Genomic DNA, 16,878 nt, shown 5'->3' on the forward strand with positions numbered 1-16,878 from the left:
TCGGGATCCCGCGCCGCCGGCGCCTCAGGCATTATCGGGAACGAAATCCGGCCCACCCAGCTTGTCGCGCACGGTCGCCGCGGTACGCAAGAGAGGTCCCCAGAGGCCGTTGTCGCTGTTCCAGGCGGCCCCGGCCCAGCGGGTATCGAGGATCAGGCCAGGCTTGTTCGCTTCGAGCTCCCGCTTGAGGGTAGCAGCGGCGGCGCCCAGGTCGATCTCGAACAGATCGCCGTAGGGGCCCTGAGGATTCGCGCGCTTCTTCGCCAGACAGAAGCGGTAATACCAGATCCAGCCGTGGGCCAGATAGATCGCCCGGTGGCGGTCGTGGCAGCGGGAGATCATCTCGACCAAGGCGTCGGCGAAATCGTGGGAAAGATCCGGGAAACGGCCGCTTTGCCAGCATGGCAAAAGAACGCGGTCGAAGACCCCGCGGACATCCTGAGACTCGTCCTCGCCGGTACGGTTTTCGACGAAGCAAGGCGGCTCGCCGGCGAGGATCGGGGCCAAGTCGCCATTGGCCAGCAACTGTGTCAGGAGGTCTGCACAGACCGCAGAGGAGGTGCCGCTCACGGCAGGTCGACTTTCAGTCCGCCGGCGGTGCGCATACCGACATAGTGCGCATCCTTGAGAGCCCTGGCGAGTTCCGGGTCGGTTTCATCGAACTCCTTCACGGCGATGCTGCCGAGGGTCAGCCGATGCAGCGGAGCCCGGTCCAGGCTGCGGTCGAGCAGCACGGCCTTCACGTACTGCAACTGCCTTTCCGCGGACAAGAGGACCTGGTACCCCGGATAGCGGGCCAGTCGCTCGACCGCCAGCACAAGGGCGCGGTCGATGTACTCGATGGGTGTCGTCATGATCCCTCCTGGGGAAACAGACCAAAGAAGCCCTTCTCGTTGGAGAATGATTGTCGCGCGCCGCCCCTGGCGGGATACGGGGCTGCCCCTCACTGGCTGGCAGTCGTCGCTAGGCGCCGCGCAGGACCGTGGACGGCGCCCGCGGGCGAGTGTAAACCAGTTGCCCAGCGGGCGCGGGAGGCGCGGTGAGGAATGCGCCGGCTTCAGCCGGTTGACAGCCTGGAACGGAAACCGCCGGCTACACTCTCGGGATCCCGCGCCGATGGCCGCCGGGCCGGTCCCGCGCGCAGAGGCGAGGCGGCCGGCAGGCGGCCGAGCCCTTATTCTCCAGTCATGTCCCAACCCGATTCGTTCAATCTGAAGAAGATCGCCGTGCCGGCGTTCGGCCCGTCGCTGCTCTACGGCATCAGCAACGGCGCCATTCTCCCCGTGATCGCGCTCACCGCGCGCGACCATGGGGCGTCGGTGGCCACCGCCGGCCTGATCGCCGCCCTCATCGGAGTCGGCTCGCTGCTCTCCAACATTCCGTCCGCGCTGATCACCGAGCGCTTCGGCGAAAAGCGCGCCATGGCCGGCGCGGCCCTGTTGAGCGTGGTCGGCCTGCTGCTGGTGATCGGCGTGCCCAAGCTCTGGGTGCTGGCGCTGGCCATGCTGATGCAGGGGTGCGCGCAATCGGTGTTCCAGCTGGCGCGCCAGAGCTACATGATCGAGGTCGTGCCGCTGGCGTACCGCGCGCGCGCCCTGTCCACGCTTGGCGGCACGACGCGGATCGGCACCTTCATCGGCCCCTTCGCGGGCGCGGCGCTGATCCATTTCCTGGGGCTCGACGGCGCCTACTGGATTGCGGTCTGCGCGATGCTGGGCGCAGGGCTCATCGCCATCAAGGCGCCCGACATCGAGCCCTCGGGCGGCAAAGGCACCGGCGCGCCGCGCGCGCGCATGGGCGAGGTCGCGCGCGACCATCGCGGCGTGTACGCCACGCTGGGCGTGGGCGTGATGCTGATCAGCGCGCTGCGCGCGTCGCGCCAGGTGGTGATTCCGCTGTGGGCAGACCATATCGGCCTGGACGCCACCGCCACCTCGCTCGTCTACGGGCTGGTCGCCGCGGTCGACATGTCGGTGTTCTATCCGGCGGGCAAGGTGATGGACCAGCGCGGCCGCCTATGGGTGGCGCTGCCGTGCACGCTGCTGATGGGGCTGAGCCTGATGGCCATCCCGCTTACCAGCGGCGTGACGAGCTTCATCCTGGTGTCGGTGCTGCTGGGCTTCGGCAACGGCATCGGATCCGGCATCGTGATGACGCTGGGCGCCGACGCTGCGCCGGCGGGCGCGCGCACGCAGTTCCTCGGCATCTGGCGCTTCATGGCCGATCTGGGCTCGAGCGGCGGACCGGTGGCGCTGTCGATGCTGACCGCCCTGCTATCGCTTGGCGGCGCATCGTTCGGCGTCGGGACGCTGGGCCTGGTGGCGGCCGGCGTATTCTGGCGCTGGCTGCCGCGCCGCGCGCAGGTTTGAGGTCCGCGCGTCGGCAACTGCAAGCCGCCACCCTCAGACGGCCCGCTTCACGCTCGCTTCCAATCGAAGGGAAGACAGGCCGGGCAAGGGACGCAGCAAGAGACTGAGCGGCAGTTCCAGCGCCGGCAAACCACACGGGGGGATACTGCAGCTTATGGATTTTCCGCCTCGCGGATTTTTTGGGGCGCCGCGCGGTTGCCGATCCATTCATTCAGTCCAGCTTGATGTTCGCCGTCCTGACCGCCTCGCGCCAGACCTCGACGTCGCGCGCCACCAGCTCGGCAAATGCCCGCGGCGTGGAGGACTTCGGCTCCAGCCCTTCCCTTGCGAACTGTTCGCGAAGCGCCGGCGCCTGCAGCGCCTCGGACAAATGCGTGTTGAGCATGTTGACTACTACGTCCGGCGTCCCCGCCGGCGCGGACAGGCCATGCCACAAGATTTCGGAAAACCCCGCCACACCGGCCTCCTGCGCCGTTGGAATATCGGGAAGCAGACTGCTACGGCTCTCGGTGGATACGCATAAGGCCGCGAGACGCCCCTCGCGGACATACGACGTCACAGATGCGGCGCTTGCCAACATGAACTGGATCCGGTTGGCCATCAGGTCGGTCAAAGCCAGACCGGTGCTGCGGTATGGCACATGGGATACTGAAATGCCGGCCTTGTGCGCGAACAGCTCGGTGGCCAGATGCGTCGACGATCCGGTGCCCGAGCTGGCGTAGTTCAGGCTGCCGGGTTTCTCCTTCGCCGCGCGCAGCAGGTCCTCCAGGCGGCTGAAACCGGTTTCCTTTCCCGCCACCAGCAGCCAGGGGCCGGAAGCGATCAGGCCTACCGCGCTGGTGTCCTTGACGACGTCGTAGTTCAACCGCATCACGGCGCCGTTGGACGCGTGCGAAGTCGACAGCAGGACCAGGGTGTAGCCGTCGGGCTGGGAGCGCACCACCGACTCCAACCCCATGGCGCCGCCCGCGCCGCCGCGGTTCTCCACTACCACGCTGACTCCCAGTCTTTCCGTCAGCCCGCGCGCCACCACGCGCGCCAGCACGTCGGAGCCTCCGCCTGGCGCATAGGGCACAACCAGCCGTATCGGCCGTTCGGGATAGGCCGCGGCCGCCCAGGCCGGCCGCAGCGCCGCGCCAGCCGCCAGGGCCATCGTCGCGGTCAGGAATTTGCGTCGTTCATTCATGTTTGTCTCCTGCATCCTGTCGGATGCGTCAAGCGAAGCTGGGATCGGAAAGCGACAACGCGACGTCGCCCGGTGGGTTGCCGCGCATGACGGCTTCATCGACGGCGATGCCCAGGCCGGACGCCGTGCCCGCGTGGAAATGGCCCTCGCGCAGCATGGGAGCGTTACCGCGCACGGCGCCCTCGAACAACGGCGACTCGGCGAACTGCTGCTCGACCGCCTCGGTGATGCCCAGTGCGGCGCAAACGTGCACCGTGTGCGCATGGGCCACCGGTCCCGAGGGGTTGTGCGGCGAGACGGAGACGTCATGGCTGGCCGCCAAGGCGGCGATGCGGGCGAATTCGCCATAGCCGCCGCAGTACTTGATGTCCGGCATGATGACGTCGTACAACCCTTGCGCCAGGAAAGGCAGGGCGCCCGCCCCGCCGATGATGTTCTCCGCGCCGGCCAGCCGCATGCCGGCGCGGTTTGCATGCTTGCGCAGCGCGCGGATACAGTCGTGCCATTCGGGCGATTCAGGAACGGGGCATTCAAGCCAGTGCAACCGAGCGTCCGCCAAGGCGTCGATGAAGCGCCTGGCGGCGTCCCCATCGAGACGCCAATGGCAATCCACCATCAGCGGCAGCTCCGGTCCGATCGCGTCGCGCACCGCGAGGATGCGCTGCACCGCTCGGCCGGCCTCCGCCTCGCCTTCGGCGGACGACGCGGTGCGCGGCGTCACCGCGTCGAACGGCATGATCTTGACCCCCTGGAAGCCCGCGGCGACAGCCGCCTTGCAGGCTTCCGCGAAGCCCGCCGGCGTGCGTTCCTTGACGCTGCGATTGACTGTCGCGTAGGACCGCAACGGCGCGCGGTCCACGCCGCCCCACAGATCGCAGATAGGCTGGCCGAGATATTGCCCGATCAGGTCCAGGCAGGCCTGGTCCAGCGCGCTGATCACCGCGTTGCCCGCACGTCCTGCGGGCATGCCCGGATAGGCCTTGCACAGCGCGGCGAGGCCATCCAGCGTCTGGTTGCGGATCGACGGCATCATGCGCGCCAGGATGCCGATCATGGCATCTTCGTGGGCGCGCAGCGTCAGCTCGCCCCAACCGCAACGCCCATCGTCCATGGCGAGCTTCAAGAAGCTCCAGTTCGATCGCGGCGCCACGCCCGCCACGTGCAGGCTAACGTCCGCGATGCGGCTCGAAACGCCTGTTTCCCGAGTTTCCAACATGATTGAATGGCTGCGCATGCCGTGGGCTCCTCCGCCGTGACCGCATTGATGAGACCGAGGCGCGACGCCTCGCCGTGTTGTGTTCAACGATCTTATCGGCCACACTATTCGGGTCAATGTAGATTCGCCGAATCAACGCATGGAAAGCCACACATTCCGCGAAAAAAAACGGATCCCGCTGATCGGATCGGATGAAGCGGCGCGGTTGCTCGGGATTTCCCTGCGCACGCTGTACTCCTATGTCAGCCGCGGCCGCATCGGCCGCATCATCGATCCCGTTACGGGCAACAGCCAGTACAGCCGCGCGGAAGTCGAGGAATACGCGCGCAGGCGCGATCGCGGCCGCAGCGCGGGCAGCGCCGCGCGCGCCTCGCTCAGTTTCGGATTGCCCGTGCTCGACAGCCAGGTCTGCGCCATCAAGGCCGGCAGGCCCTGGTTCCGAGGCCAGGATGCCATCGCTCTCAGCGCAACCGCCACACTGGAGCAGACTGCCGCTCTGCTATGGAACGTGGACAGCCTGCCCGACGCCGGAAACAGCGATGCGGCCGACATCCCGGGCGCAGGCGAAAAGTCCTTCGCTCCGCGCTTTCATCAATGGCTGCTCATGAACATGGACCGCCTGGACGCGCGTCGAGCGCTGAACCGCGATCAGCAGCTCCTGCATGCCAGCCGCATTCTGCGGGCCGGCGCGATCATCGCGGTCGACGATGAGCTGCGCGGCGCTCCCATACACGAAGCCATGGCGAGGGCCTGGAATGCGCCGGCCGGCGCGGCGGACATCATCCGCCGTGCGCTCGTGCTGCATGCCGACCACGAACTGAACCCTTCCAGTTTCGCGTTGCGCTGCGTCGCTTCGACCATGGCCTCTCCCTATGCCGCCACACTCGCGGGCTGCTGCGCGGCCAGCGGCGTCAAGCATGCGAACTTCTCGGCGGTGATGGCGTTGACCGGCGCCGCCTTGCAAGGCGCCGACCCTGCCGCACTGGTCGCCTCCGGCGTGGCGGGAGGCCAGGCCTTGCCGGGGTTCAACCATCCGCTCTATCCCAAGGGCGACCCGCGCGCCATGGCCATTCTCGACGATCTGCGCGCCATCGCGCCCGGCCGCGACATGGCGCGCATCGACGGGCTGCTGCAAACGGCCCGCGCCGGCCATGGCCTATTGCCAAAGAATGATTTCGCGCTGGCCGCGGCCACGCGCCTGCTGCGGCTGCCTGCGGACGCATGCGAACGCCTTTTCGTGGTCAGCAGGATCGTCGGCTGGAATGCCCATGCGCTGGAGCAGTACAGCTCGCCCCTGCTCATCCGGCCTCGCGCCCGATACGTGCCAGACTAAGTCCGTCGCGGCTCAAGAGAACCCAAGGCCCCGTCAGCGGCGATCCGCCGCCGGCGGTTCACGACGGGCCTGCAAGGTCTGTTCGACGGCCATGGCCAGGCCCAGCAGGCGCGCATCGTCGCCGGGCCTGGCCAGCAAGTCCAGCCCCACCGGCAATCCGACCGGCGCGCCCGCGTCTGGCGGCGTAAACCCGGCAGGCAGGTCGATCGCCGGAAGTCCCAGGGCCGAGGCGAATATGCCATTGCGTTCCGGCCTCGGCGTCTCGCCCACGGCCAGGGGCGGCCGCTTCTGCGCCGGATAGACCAGCGCGTCCAGCGCCTGCGTCTCCATCAGGCCCAGCACTTTGCCCCGCAGGGAGTCGCCGTAGCGTAGCGCCTCGCGGTACTCCGGCATGGCCAGGGGAGCCTGCCAAGCCAAGGACTGCTGCAGGAACTTGCCCATGCCGGCGGGGTACCGGCCCGCGTCCACATACGCGCGCAGAGAAGCCGGCCCGGCGCCGGTAGGCAGCCGCGCGAGAAACGCCTCGAACAAGGGTCCAAATTCATAATTGGCTACGTTCAGCCGCTTGCTGCTCAAGTCGGAGTCGAACTCTGCGTCGTCGATTTCGACGATCTGCACGCCTTGTGCGCGCAGCGCATCCAGCGCCTTGCGAATGATCGCGTTCACGGACTCGTGCTCGGGTCCCTTGCCGGACAGATTGGCGAGCACGCCAAAGCGCTTGCCGGCCAGCCGCGCGGGCGTGGGCGGACCTGCCTGCAATTCCGCCGCCGCGCGCGCCGCCTCGGCCCCGGCGGGACGGGGTTCCGCCATGACCGCGAGCAGGCGCGCGATGTCGTCCACCGAGCGGCAGATCGGACCGACGACGTCCATGGTCGATGATTGCGCGATAACACCGCGCCGACTGACCAGGCCAGGGGTGCTGCGTAGAGCCACCACGCCCGCGGAGCTGGCGGCGTTGCGCAGCGAATTCACGGTTTCGGTGCCCAGCGCGCACAGACTCATGCCCGTGGTCACGGCCACCGCCGAGCCGCCGCTGGAACCAGCGGCGAATCGCGCGGGATCGTAGGCATTCAGCGTCTGGCCGCCCAGCGAGCTGATGGTGCTGCCCGACACGGCGAGTTCATCGAGGTTGGTCTTTCCCATCAACAAGGCGCCCGCATCACGCAAGCGGCGCAACGCGTCCGCATCCTCGCGCGCAACATTGCCGCGCAACTGCTCGGCCCCGCCGGTGGTCGCCATGCCTTCCATGTCGATGTTGTCCTTTACCGCTATTGGCACGCAATGCAGCGGCAGCAGCGTGCCCGCTCGACGCAGTTCGTCGAGTTTTTCCGCGTCCGCGATCAGGTTCTGATTGACCGAGAGAAGCGCCTTGAGTCCGGAGTCCCGCAGCTTGATCGTGTTTAGCATGTTAAGCGCGATATCCACGCAGCTGAGCTGGCCGGAAGCCTGCGCCTGGAGTATCTGGGCGATGGACATCGCCCCTGGGCCCGGCGCGCGTGCAGCCGCCGCATCAGCCGGCAGGATAGGCAGGGCCAGCGCGCATGCCAGGGTGGTTTTGATGTGGTGGCTCAGGGCCATGTCGGTTCTCCCCGTTTCCCGCGCGGCGGGATTGTTGTGTGCGGACGCGATGCGGGAAATCATGGGCCCGTCCGAGCGATGCGTCCAGGTTGATTCGCCGAAGCAACATATACGTGGCGCTTTCCCATCGTCGGCACTTGGCAGCGTCGGCCGCCCGTGGCCGTCGAAGCGGCTCTTTCGCAGGTCCGCGACGCGCCGCTGCGTGCATTCCGGGACGTCTGCATTTGGCCGCGTTGCAAATCGAAGCGTCCTTGCCTGCCCTGCTGGCTTATGCTGGTCTGTCCGGCCACGGCGGCCGCCTTCCGGAGGAAACAGGACATGCTCGACCATATCGAGATTCACGTGAGCGACTTCGAACGCAGCCGGGCTTTTTACCTGAGCGCGCTCGCGACCATGGGCTACGTGCCGCGCAAGGAGCTGGCTAGCGGCATGGGTTTCGGAGTTGGCGAGCCCGATGGCGCGGGCGACCCCGGCGGCGAATTCTGGATCCACCAGGGCACGCCCAGCACCCCGCGCGTGCATGTGGCATTTCGCGCCCGCAGCCGCGCCGAGGTCGACGCTTTCCACCGCGCGGCGCTGGCGGCCGGCGGTCGCGATAACGGCGAGCCGAGGCTGCGTCCGCAATATCACCCGCACTACTACGGCGCGTTCATCCTGGACCCCGACGGCTACAACGTCGAGGCGGTGTACCACCGCGCGGCCTGATCAGGATCCGCTTTCCGGCTTTCGTCTCGCACAGGCCGCCCCCGGAACTTCTTCATTCCGCCGACAGGTTGAGCTTCTTGATCCAGTCGCCAAAGCGCTTGATTTCCGATTGGTAGAAGGCGCCAAGTTCAGCGGGGCTGCGGTAGGTGCCCTCTGCCGACTGGGCGTCCAGGCTCTTTTGCACATCGGGATTGGCCAAGGCCGCCTTGTTTGCCGCGTTCAGCTTCTCTACGACCGCGTCGGGCGTGCCGGCAGGCGCGAACAGCGCATACCACTGCGAAAACTCCAGTCCGGGAAAGCCGGCTTCGGCCATGGTGGGTACGTCCGGCAAGGCGCGCGTGCGGTTCGGATTGGCGACCGCCAGAATCTTGATTCTGCCCGTCGCCTGTTGCGTCGTAGCCGAAGCCGTCCCCACGAAAGCCAGGTCCACCTGGCCACCCATCGCATCGGTGACGGCGGGACTATCTCCCTTGTAGGGCACGTGGACCATGTCCAGTCCGGTAGCTGCCTTGAACGCTTCCCCGGTGAGGTGGCCGGTGCCGCCCACGCCGCTGCTGCCGAATGACAAGCGATGGGTCTTGCCGTACTTCAGAAGCTCGTCGACGCTGTTCACCCCCAGACCGGCGTTGACCACCATGACGACCGGCACCGAGGCCACCATAGCCACCGGCTTGAAATCCTTGGTGGCATCGTAGGGTTGTTTCTTGTAGAGCGTGGGATTGGTGCCGTGCGTGGCGCTGTTGCCCATCAGGATGGTGTAGCCGTCGGGAGTGGCTTTAGCTACGGCCGCGCCGCCGATCATCCCGTTGGCGCCGCTCTTGTTGTCGACCACGATGTTGGCCTTCATCTCCTCGCCCATGTAGCGGGCCATGAGGCGGGTCAGGTAGTCATTGGCGCCGCCAGCGGCATAGGGCGAGACGAATTGGACGGGGCGCGCACCGGGGTAGTCAGCCAGCGCCGGCAAGGCCAGCCCGGCGGCCAGCAATCCAGTTCCGATACGGCCGGCGAGCCGCAATCCGATAGGGCGAAAGTTCAACATTCAGGTCTCCTCAGACAGTGCGTGCGTTCTTGGAATATCGGAACCGGGCTTATCGTCCGGTTCACGCTGTCCGCAGTCTAAGAGCGTTAGCAGGGCCACTTTCCGCCCTCGGCGGCCGTCCCCGCACATTCAGGTCCACGCTATGGAATTTCCCGAAAATCCGGCGCAGTCGCCCCATCCTGCCGGCGCCGGCGGGGTCCGTAATATGGAAGCCAGCTAGCCCCTGCCGCATGTCAGGCCAGGGCCAGCGTGGGCATGGCATAGGGAACGAGGTCCCGATCGACGTAGCGGCGCAGCTCGGCCTCGATCGACCGCACCGTGTCGTCCAGGCAGCGCACTACCATCTCCAGCCGGTCCTGCCCCAGGCGCGAGGCGAGCGTGGACACGCTGATCCCGGCAGCCGGCGTGCCGTCGGGCGCGCGGATAGCCATGCCGACCGAGTGCACGGGCGGTTCGTCCATGACTTTATTGGTGGCATAGCCTCTGCGGCGCGTGCTCTCGATGCTGGCGCGCAAGGCGGCCTCGGTGAACCGGGGGCTTTTGCGCTGCGTGCGTTCGACGTTGATTCTGCAGATCCGGTCGATCTCGTCGTCGGGCAGCGCGCTCATCAGGGCGAGGCCGCTGGCGCCGACGTTCAGGGGCCGGTGGCGGCCCACGTCGTGCACGAACATCTTGATGGGAAAGGAGCCGTCCGCGCGCGCGACGCAGATGCCGTCGAAGCCCGAACGCACAGTCAGGAATACCGTGTCGCCGGTGTGCTCCGCCACGGCGTCCAGGTAAGGCAGGCAGATGTCGCGCACCGCCACCTTGGGCGCGGCGGCGAGGCCCAGCTCGTAGGCCAGGCCGCCCAGGTGATAGCGCTTGGTCTCCGCGTCCTGGCGGACCAGCTTCTCGGCCACCATTCCCTGCAGCAGCCGGTGGGCCGTCGGCCGCTCCAGGCCGGTGCGCCGGTACAGCTCCACGAGCCGGCTGCCGCCGCGGTTGTTGACCGCGATGATGCGCAGTAAGGCGATGGCGCGCTGCAGCGACTGAGTACCCGCGGCGCCATTGGCGCCCGCGATGCTGGACTGGTTCATGATCGTCTCCTCGCCGGCTGTCCGGCCACGGGCGCGCTTTTAGAAGTCTACATAGCGGACGCGCCTCTTGAATGGATTGTGCCCTGATGCCCAGGTAGATTGGGCTGCAAGTTCATCATACGGACTCCTTTTGCGAGGTTTCCCGCTCCCTTCGCATGGTCAGGCGACCGAAAGACCTCAACATACAGGCCTTCGATCCGCAATCTCCGTTTGGAAGCTCATGGTTAACGAGCAGGAACTGATCATTCGCCTGGAGGCCGGCGTGCTGTGGCTGACGCTGAACCGCCCGGAGCGTCGCAACGCGCTGAGCCCCGCCCTGTACGAGGCGCTGCTGGATGCGTTGGACGCCGCCGGGCGCGACGAGGCGGCCGGGGCCGTGGTGCTGACGGGCGCCGGTGAGGCCTTCTGCGCGGGCGGCGACGTGGCCCGCATGCGGCGGCAAGGCGAGGCGCCCGCGCTCTCCCCGGCCGAACGCATCGCCGCGATGCGCGCCCGCACTCGCATCGTGGAACGCCTGCACGGCATGCCCAAACCAACGATCGCGATGATCCGGGGCCCGGCCGTCGGCGCCGGGCTGTCGCTGGCGCTAGCCTGCGACCTGCGCTATGGGGACGATACGGCCCGTCTGCGCACGGGGTTCGTCGGAGTTGGCGTGCCGGGCGATTTCGGCGGCCATTATTTCCTGCCGCGCATTGTCGGGCCGGCAAAGGCTCGCGAACTCTATCTGCGCTCGCCGATGCTCGGGGCCTCCGAGGCAGCCGCCATTGGCCTGCTCACGGAGGTGTTCAGCCCCGAACGGCTGGAAACGGAGGTCGCCGGGATCGCGCGCGCGCTGGCCAGCGCCCCCCGACCCGCCATCGCCCGCATCAAGGAAAACCTTAACGACGGCATGGCGCTGAGCCTGGGCGATGTACTCGACCGCGAATGCGCGCGCCACGTCGAATGCGTCGACAGCTCTGACCACAAGGAGGCCGTGCGCGCCTTCCTGGAGAAGCGCCCTCCCGTATTTCAACGTCCGCTCCAGGCCGAAGCCGGCCCGGGCGCGGACTGACGTTTCCACTCTTCCAAGGAGTTTCAATGCTCACACTCTGCAAAGACCGCGTCGTCATCGTGACCGGCGCCGGCCGCGGCATCGGCCGGGAATACGCGTTGCAATTGGCGCGGCAAGGCGCCCGCGTCGTCGTCAACGACCTGAGCGTGTCCCGCTCGGGCGAAGACACAGGCGAAAGCACCGCCGAGGCGGTAGCCCGGGAAATCGTCGAGGGTGGCGGCCAGGCCATCGCCAACCACGAGAACGTGGCCGATTTCGCCGGGGCCAAACGCATGATCGAGGCCGCGCTGGACAGCTACGGCGCCCTGCACGGCCTGATCAACAACGCCGGTATCCTGCGCGACCGGACGCTGTGCAACATGACGGAAGAAGAATGGGACGCCGTCATCAATGTGCACCTGAAGGGCACGTTCGCGCCCAGCCGCCACGCCGCGGCCTACTGGCGCGACCTCTGCAAGCAGACCGGCGAACCGGTCAATGCCCGCATCGTCAACACCTCTTCCTCGTCCGGCCTGTACGGCAACATCGGCCAGATCAACTACGGAGCCGCCAAGGCGGGCATCGCGGCCATGACCATCATCGCGGCGCGCGAGCTGAAACGCTACGGCGTGACGGTCAACGCGATCAACCCCCACGCCCAGACGCGCATGACCGAAGGCATCCGCGAGCGCAGCGCCGAGGAGATCGCCGCGCGCCACCCGCGCTGGATCGCCCCGGCCGTGGCCTGGCTTGCCAGCGCCGACAGCCACGACGTCACCGGCCGGATCTTCGAGCTGGGCGGTGGCCACCTGGCGGCGATGGAAGGCTGGCGCCGCGGGCCCGCGGCAGATCCGATCGACGACGCCGGGCGCATCGGCCCGGTCATGCGCGAACTGGCCCAGCGGGCCCGGCGCAACGTCGACATGAAGGGCCACGATCTCGACTGACCGGAGAGCATGCCGTGATAGACAAGCGAGTAAGTTCAATCGCCGAGGCGGTGGCCGGCATCAAGGATGACTCGGTCATCCTGGTCGGCGGCTTCGGTTCGTCCGGACGTCCGGCCGACCTGATGGAGGGCCTGCTGGACCTGGGCGTCAGGGGCCTGACCATCGTGGCCAATAACGCCACGGTAGGCGACGACATCGTCAGCGAGCTGATGAGCGCGGGCCGCATCCGCAAGGTCGTCTGCTCCTTTCCGCGGGGCCTGAAGGGCCGCACGATCTTCGACGAGCTGTACGCCGCGGGCAAGATCGAGCTGGACCTGGTGCCGCAGGGCACCCTGGCCGAGCGCATCCGCGCCGGCGCGGCGGGCATCGGCGGATTTTTCACGCGCACCGCGGCGGGCACGCGCCTGGCCGAGGGCAAGGAAACCCGCGTCATCGACGGGGAAACCTATGTGCTGGAACACCCCATCAAGGGCGACGTGGCCTTGCTCAAGGGCCTGCGCGGCGACCGCTGGGGCAACCTGGTCTATCACCGCGGCGCGCGCATCAACAACCCGGTCATGGCCGGCGCGGCCAAGCTGGTCATCGCCCAGGTACGCGAGATCGTGCCGCTGGGAACCTTGGACCCGGAGCACATCATCACTCCGGGCGTATTTGTTGATCGTTTAGTGGAGCTTTCCAATGAGCGCAAAGCTTAGTCGCCAGGAAATCGCCTGCGTTGCCGCCTGGGACATCCCGAACGGCGCCTGCGTCAATCTCGGCATCGGCCTGCCGACTCTGATCGCCGACTACGTGCCGGCCGGCCGCGAACTCATGCTGCACAGCGAACAAGGTTTGCTGGGCCTGGGCCCCGCGCCCGAGCCCGGCGAGGAAGACTACGACGTCATCAACGCCGGCAAGCTGCCGGTGACGCTGCTGCCGGGAGCATCGGTGTTCAGCCACAGCGAATCGTTCCTGATGATCCGCGGCGGCCACATCCAGATCGCCTGCCTTGGGGCGTTCCAGGTGGCGGCCAACGGCGACATGGCCAACTGGACGGTGGACGCGCCCGGGCAGATTCCCGGCGTGGGCGGCGCCATGGATCTGGCCGCGGGCGCCGAGCAGGTGTGGGTGCTGATGGAGCACTGCACCAAGGACGGCAAGCCGCGCATCCTGGAGCAATGCTCCTATTCCTTGACCGCGCCCCGCTGCGTGGACCGCATTTATACCGACCTGGCGGTGATCGACGTGACCCCGGCCGGGCTGGTCGTGCGCCGCATGGCCGAGGGCTGGACGCTGGAGGCCCTGCAGGCGGTCACCGGCGCCCCCCTCGCCCTGGCGCCCGACTGCTCCGCCTACCGCAAGCCCGCGACCCAAGGAGAATAAAGTGCAAACCGCAGTTACCCGCATGCTCGGCATCGAACATCCCATCGTGCAGGGCGGCATGCAGTGGGTCGGCCGCGCCGAACTCGCCGCAGCCGTTTCGAACGCGGGCGCGCTCGGCATTCTGACGGCGCTCACGCAGCCCAGTCCGGAACACCTCCGCCGCGAAATCGCCCGCCTGCGCGACATGACCGACCGCCCCTTCGGCGTGAACCTGACGTTCCTGCCCACGCTAAGGCCCGTGCCGTATGCCGAATACCGGGACGCCATCATCGAATCGGGCGTCAAGATCGTGGAGACGGCGGGCAACAACCCGCAGGAGCACATGCCGGCGCTGAAGGCGGCCGGCGTGCGCGTGATCCACAAGTGCACCACGCCGCGCCATGCCCGCAAGGCGCAGGACATCGGCGTGGACATCGTTTCCATCGACGGTTTCGAGTGCGCCGGCCACGTGGGCGAGAACGATATCCCCGGGCTGATCCTGATCCCGGCCACGGTGGCGCAGGTAACGATCCCCGTGATCGCCTCGGGAGGCTTCGGCGACGCCCGCGGCCTGGTGGCGGCCCTGGCCCTGGGCGCCGAGGGCATCAACATGGGCACGCGTTTCATGTGCACGCAGGAGTCTCCGGTGCATGCGGCCATCAAGGAAGCCATCACCCGTTCCAGCGAAACCGATACGCGGCTGATCCTGCGCAGCCTGCGCAATACCAGCCGCGTCTGGCGCAACCAGCTGTCCGGCGAGGTGGTAGAGCTGGAGACGAGCGGCGCGGGCATCGACCGCATCGGCCCGCTGGTATCGGGCGCCAAGGGGCGTGGCGTGTACGAAAGCGGCAATGTCGAAAGCGGCATCTGGACGGTGGGGATGATCCAGGGGCTGATCGACGACATCCCAACCTGCGGCGACCTGGTGCGACGCATTGTCGACCAGGCGCATGGCCTGGTATCCGGACGCCTGGCGTCTCTTTTGTAAACCCGGCGTGTTCCTTGCTGAACACGCCCTTTTCCAAGGCGGAACATGCTGATTCTCGATACTCCCTACGATCTCGAAGCCCACGTCGGCAAAGTCCTGGGCAGGACGGATTGGGTGGAAATCACCCAGCCGATGATCGACGACTTCGCCCGGATTTCGGGCGACAACAACTGGATCCACGTAGACGTGGCTCGCGCCGCGCGCGAACTGCCCGGCGGCAAAACCATCGCCCATGGGCTGCTGACCCTCTCGCTGATGTCCGGCATGGGCGGAGAGATCGTGCAGGTGCGCGAACGCGGCCGGGGCGTCAACTACGGGTCGAACAAGGTGCGCTTCACGTCTCCGGTGCAGGTGGGCGCGCGCATCCGTCTGGAACGCAGCCTGGTGGCTTTCGAGCGGATGGACGGCTGCGTACGCCTGACCTACGGCAACCACATGTACCGCGAAGGCCAGGAACGCCCGGTCATGGTCGCCGAAACCCTCAACCTGATGTACGAAAAGGGCAAATGATGCGGATCGACGATGCTTCCGGCGACGGCGCGCCTTACGCGCGTTACGTGCGCCACCTGAAGGCGGGAGAACTCGCCTACCAGTACAGCCCGGCGGCCGGGCGCGCTGTGTTCTTTCCCCGGGTCCGCTGCCCCTACTCCGGCCGGGACTGCCTGGAATGGCGCATCAGCGCCGGGAGCGGCACGGTGTATAGCGTTTCTGTAGTCCATCCCCGCAAGGGCGAGCCCTACAACGTCGCGCTGATCGACCTGGACGAAGGCTTCCGCATGATGAGCCGCGTCGTCGCCGACGATCCGATGGCTGTCGCCATCGGACAGCGCGTGCGCTTCCAGGCCGCCCTCGATGAGGGCCTGGACGATCCCATTCCCGTCTTCCTGCCTCTGGAGCCGCTGTGATGAATGCCGATTTCCGACCTGGCCGGGCCGTCGTGGCCGGCGCTGCAGAGTCCGACCTGGGAGCCGTGGGAGAAGCCTATTCGGCCATGGACCTGATGGCGCAGGCCGTCTACCGAGCGCTGGACGATTGCGGGCTGTCGGCGCGCGACGTGGACGGCCTGTTCTGCGCGACGACCCAGAGCCGCCTGGCCGGGCTCGCCCTGGCCGAATACCTGAATCTACCCGAAGCCTATATCGACTCGACCTCCACCGGCGGATCCTCGTTCATGGGGCATCTTGCCCGGGCCGAGGCGGCAATCGCGGCCGGCCTGTGCGAAGTCGCCGTGGTGGCATACGGCAGCACGCAACGCTCCCTGGGCCGCAAGAACACAAGCCGGCCCGAATGGAATCCGTACGAGTCCCCGTTCAAGCCCTTCCTGCCGGCCACGGCCTACGCCATGGCGGCCGCGCGCCACATGCATGAATTCGGCACGACCCGCGAGCAACTGGCCGAGGTAGCGGTGGCCGCGAGGCAATGGGCGTTGCTGAACCCCGCCGCCTGGGAACGGGAGCCGCTGACGGTGGACGAGGTGCTGTCCTCGCGCATGGTCAGCTACCCACTGACTATCCGGGACTGCTGCCTGGTGTCGGACGGCGGCGGCGCAGTGGTGCTGACGACCCCGGCCCGAGCCCGCGGCCTGCGGACCGCGCCGGTCTACCTGCTGGGCTCGGGCCATTGCACCACCCATCTGACCATCAGCAACATGCCCGACCTGGTCAATACAGGAGCGCGAGTTTCCGGCTCCATCGCCTACGCGCAGGCGGGGCTGACCTCTTCCGACATCGACGTGGTGGGCCTGTACGACGCCTTCACGATCAACACCATCTTATTCCTCGAGGACCTGGGCTTCTGCGCCAAGGGAGAAGGCGGCGCCTTCGTCGGCAACGGACGCATCGCGCCCGGAGGCCGGCTGCCCGTCAACACCAACGGCGGCGGACTGTCCTACTGCCATCCCGGCATGTACGGCATCTTCCTGCTGATCGAGGCAATCCGCCAACTGCGCGGAGATTGTGGCGAACGCCAGGTCCAAGGGGCGGAGGTGGCCCTGGCGCACGGCAACGGCGGCGTGCTGTCGTCGCAGTACACGGTGATCCTGGGCGGGCCGTCCACCGTCTAGCGATGCGG

18 protein-coding genes are annotated in these 16,878 nt (G+C 67.4%); 11 read left to right on the forward strand and 7 right to left on the reverse strand.

The features are described from left to right. Positions 1-24 precede the first annotated feature (24 nt). Positions 25-570, reverse strand: a complete 546-nt coding sequence (locus JL37_RS19435) for a hypothetical protein (RefSeq protein ID WP_043546184.1) — start codon at positions 568-570, stop codon at positions 25-27. After that, entirely contained in the window at positions 567-854 is a 288-nt protein-coding gene (locus JL37_RS19440; protein WP_043546185.1) for an immunity protein Tsi6 family protein, read from the reverse strand. Before JL37_RS19440 ends, JL37_RS19435 begins: the two co-directional genes overlap by 4 nt. Before the next feature lie 333 nt (positions 855-1,187). Between JL37_RS19440 and JL37_RS19445 the strand changes: the two genes are divergently transcribed. Next, on the forward strand, positions 1,188-2,369 hold the full coding sequence (locus tag JL37_RS19445; protein ID WP_043546186.1) for an MFS transporter: 1,182 nt from the start codon (positions 1,188-1,190) through the stop codon (positions 2,367-2,369). A 211-nt stretch (positions 2,370-2,580) separates the two neighbouring features. Here the strand turns inward: JL37_RS19445 and JL37_RS19450 are convergent, their stop codons facing one another. Further along, positions 2,581-3,555 carry a tripartite tricarboxylate transporter substrate binding protein gene (locus tag JL37_RS19450; protein WP_052097408.1) on the reverse strand — a complete coding sequence of 325 codons (975 nt, stop codon included), beginning with the start codon at positions 3,553-3,555 and terminating at the stop codon, positions 2,581-2,583. Between the two features lie 28 nt (positions 3,556-3,583). Beyond that, on the reverse strand, positions 3,584-4,789 hold the full coding sequence (locus JL37_RS19455) for a mandelate racemase/muconate lactonizing enzyme family protein (RefSeq protein ID WP_043546188.1): 1,206 nt from the start codon (positions 4,787-4,789) through the stop codon (positions 3,584-3,586). A gap of 121 nt (positions 4,790-4,910) precedes the next feature. Here JL37_RS19455 and JL37_RS19460 point away from each other — a divergent pair, with 121 nt between their 5' ends. Continuing rightward, complete coding sequence (locus tag JL37_RS19460) at positions 4,911-6,104, forward strand: citrate synthase family protein (RefSeq protein ID WP_052097410.1); 1,194 nt, start codon at positions 4,911-4,913, stop codon at positions 6,102-6,104. 33 nt (positions 6,105-6,137) lie between these two features. Here JL37_RS19460 and JL37_RS19465 read toward each other — a convergent pair whose 3' ends face one another. Beyond that, a complete protein-coding gene (locus JL37_RS19465; protein WP_052097412.1) occupies positions 6,138-7,682 on the reverse strand; it encodes an amidase in 1,545 nt (514 codons plus the stop codon). Positions 7,683-8,000: 318 nt separating this feature from the next. On the opposite strand from JL37_RS19465, the gene JL37_RS19470 reads away from it, so the two are divergent. Beyond that, positions 8,001-8,387 carry a VOC family protein gene (locus JL37_RS19470; protein WP_043546189.1) on the forward strand — a complete coding sequence of 129 codons (387 nt, stop codon included), beginning with the start codon at positions 8,001-8,003 and terminating at the stop codon, positions 8,385-8,387. Between the two features lie 52 nt (positions 8,388-8,439). On the opposite strand, the gene JL37_RS19475 is transcribed toward JL37_RS19470, so the two are convergent. Continuing rightward, positions 8,440-9,426: a tripartite tricarboxylate transporter substrate binding protein gene (locus tag JL37_RS19475; RefSeq protein ID WP_052097414.1), complete on the reverse strand. Its 987-nt coding sequence runs from the start codon at positions 9,424-9,426 to the stop codon at positions 8,440-8,442. Between the two features lie 233 nt (positions 9,427-9,659). Next, positions 9,660-10,502, reverse strand: a complete 843-nt coding sequence (locus tag JL37_RS19480) for an IclR family transcriptional regulator (protein WP_052097416.1) — start codon at positions 10,500-10,502, stop codon at positions 9,660-9,662. 220 nt (positions 10,503-10,722) lie between these two features. Here JL37_RS19480 and JL37_RS19485 point away from each other — a divergent pair, with 220 nt between their 5' ends. The 8 genes from JL37_RS19485 to JL37_RS19520 are packed head-to-tail and all read left to right on the forward strand — an operon-like array spanning position 10,723 to position 16,870. After that, on the forward strand, positions 10,723-11,553 hold the full coding sequence (locus JL37_RS19485; protein ID WP_043546190.1) for an enoyl-CoA hydratase: 831 nt from the start codon (positions 10,723-10,725) through the stop codon (positions 11,551-11,553). A gap of 26 nt (positions 11,554-11,579) precedes the next feature. Further along, entirely contained in the window at positions 11,580-12,479 is a 900-nt protein-coding gene (locus JL37_RS19490; protein ID WP_043546191.1) for an SDR family oxidoreductase, read from the forward strand. Positions 12,480-12,493: 14 nt separating this feature from the next. Beyond that, complete coding sequence (locus tag JL37_RS19495; RefSeq protein ID WP_043546192.1) at positions 12,494-13,174, forward strand: 3-oxoacid CoA-transferase subunit A; 681 nt, start codon at positions 12,494-12,496, stop codon at positions 13,172-13,174. Next, positions 13,158-13,841, forward strand: a complete 684-nt coding sequence (locus JL37_RS19500; RefSeq protein WP_043546193.1) for a 3-oxoacid CoA-transferase subunit B — start codon at positions 13,158-13,160, stop codon at positions 13,839-13,841. Before JL37_RS19495 ends, JL37_RS19500 begins: the two co-directional genes overlap by 17 nt. Position 13,842: 1 nt before the next feature. After that, positions 13,843-14,808, forward strand: a complete 966-nt coding sequence (locus JL37_RS19505) for a nitronate monooxygenase family protein (RefSeq protein ID WP_081955126.1) — start codon at positions 13,843-13,845, stop codon at positions 14,806-14,808. A 45-nt stretch (positions 14,809-14,853) separates the two neighbouring features. Then, the gene (locus JL37_RS19510; protein ID WP_043546195.1) at positions 14,854-15,318 is read left to right on the forward strand and encodes a MaoC family dehydratase; all 465 of its coding nucleotides are present in this window, start codon (positions 14,854-14,856) and stop codon (positions 15,316-15,318) included. Then, positions 15,315-15,713: a Zn-ribbon domain-containing OB-fold protein gene (locus JL37_RS19515; RefSeq protein WP_043546196.1), complete on the forward strand. Its 399-nt coding sequence runs from the start codon at positions 15,315-15,317 to the stop codon at positions 15,711-15,713. Before JL37_RS19510 ends, JL37_RS19515 begins: the two co-directional genes overlap by 4 nt. Then, positions 15,713-16,870: a thiolase gene (locus JL37_RS19520; protein WP_043546197.1), complete on the forward strand. Its 1,158-nt coding sequence runs from the start codon at positions 15,713-15,715 to the stop codon at positions 16,868-16,870. The genes JL37_RS19515 and JL37_RS19520 overlap by 1 nt, the downstream gene beginning before the upstream one ends. The last annotated feature ends 8 nt before the right edge of the window (positions 16,871-16,878 follow it).

This window comes from Achromobacter sp. RTa (assembly GCF_000757485.1).
Lineage (GTDB): Bacteria > Pseudomonadota > Gammaproteobacteria > Burkholderiales > Burkholderiaceae_B > Achromobacter.

Coding starts and splice junctions, on each gene's coding strand:
- JL37_RS19440 (WP_043546185.1), bottom strand. CDS start 854: ATGACGACACCCATCGAGTACATCGACCGCGCCCTTGTGCTGGCGGTC.
- JL37_RS19445 (WP_043546186.1), top strand. CDS start 1,188: ATGTCCCAACCCGATTCGTTCAATCTGAAGAAGATCGCCGTGCCGGCG.
- JL37_RS19450 (WP_052097408.1), bottom strand. CDS start 3,555: ATGAATGAACGACGCAAATTCCTGACCGCGACGATGGCCCTGGCGGCT.
- JL37_RS19455 (WP_043546188.1), bottom strand. CDS start 4,789: ATGCGCAGCCATTCAATCATGTTGGAAACTCGGGAAACAGGCGTTTCG.
- JL37_RS19460 (WP_052097410.1), top strand. CDS start 4,911: ATGGAAAGCCACACATTCCGCGAAAAAAAACGGATCCCGCTGATCGGA.
- JL37_RS19465 (WP_052097412.1), bottom strand. CDS start 7,682: ATGGCCCTGAGCCACCACATCAAAACCACCCTGGCATGCGCGCTGGCC.
- JL37_RS19470 (WP_043546189.1), top strand. CDS start 8,001: ATGCTCGACCATATCGAGATTCACGTGAGCGACTTCGAACGCAGCCGG.
- JL37_RS19475 (WP_052097414.1), bottom strand. CDS start 9,426: ATGTTGAACTTTCGCCCTATCGGATTGCGGCTCGCCGGCCGTATCGGA.
- JL37_RS19480 (WP_052097416.1), bottom strand. CDS start 10,502: ATGAACCAGTCCAGCATCGCGGGCGCCAATGGCGCCGCGGGTACTCAG.
- JL37_RS19485 (WP_043546190.1), top strand. CDS start 10,723: ATGGTTAACGAGCAGGAACTGATCATTCGCCTGGAGGCCGGCGTGCTG.
- JL37_RS19490 (WP_043546191.1), top strand. CDS start 11,580: ATGCTCACACTCTGCAAAGACCGCGTCGTCATCGTGACCGGCGCCGGC.
- JL37_RS19500 (WP_043546193.1), top strand. CDS start 13,158: ATGAGCGCAAAGCTTAGTCGCCAGGAAATCGCCTGCGTTGCCGCCTGG.
- JL37_RS19510 (WP_043546195.1), top strand. CDS start 14,854: ATGCTGATTCTCGATACTCCCTACGATCTCGAAGCCCACGTCGGCAAA.
- JL37_RS19515 (WP_043546196.1), top strand. CDS start 15,315: ATGATGCGGATCGACGATGCTTCCGGCGACGGCGCGCCTTACGCGCGT.
- JL37_RS19520 (WP_043546197.1), top strand. CDS start 15,713: ATGAATGCCGATTTCCGACCTGGCCGGGCCGTCGTGGCCGGCGCTGCA.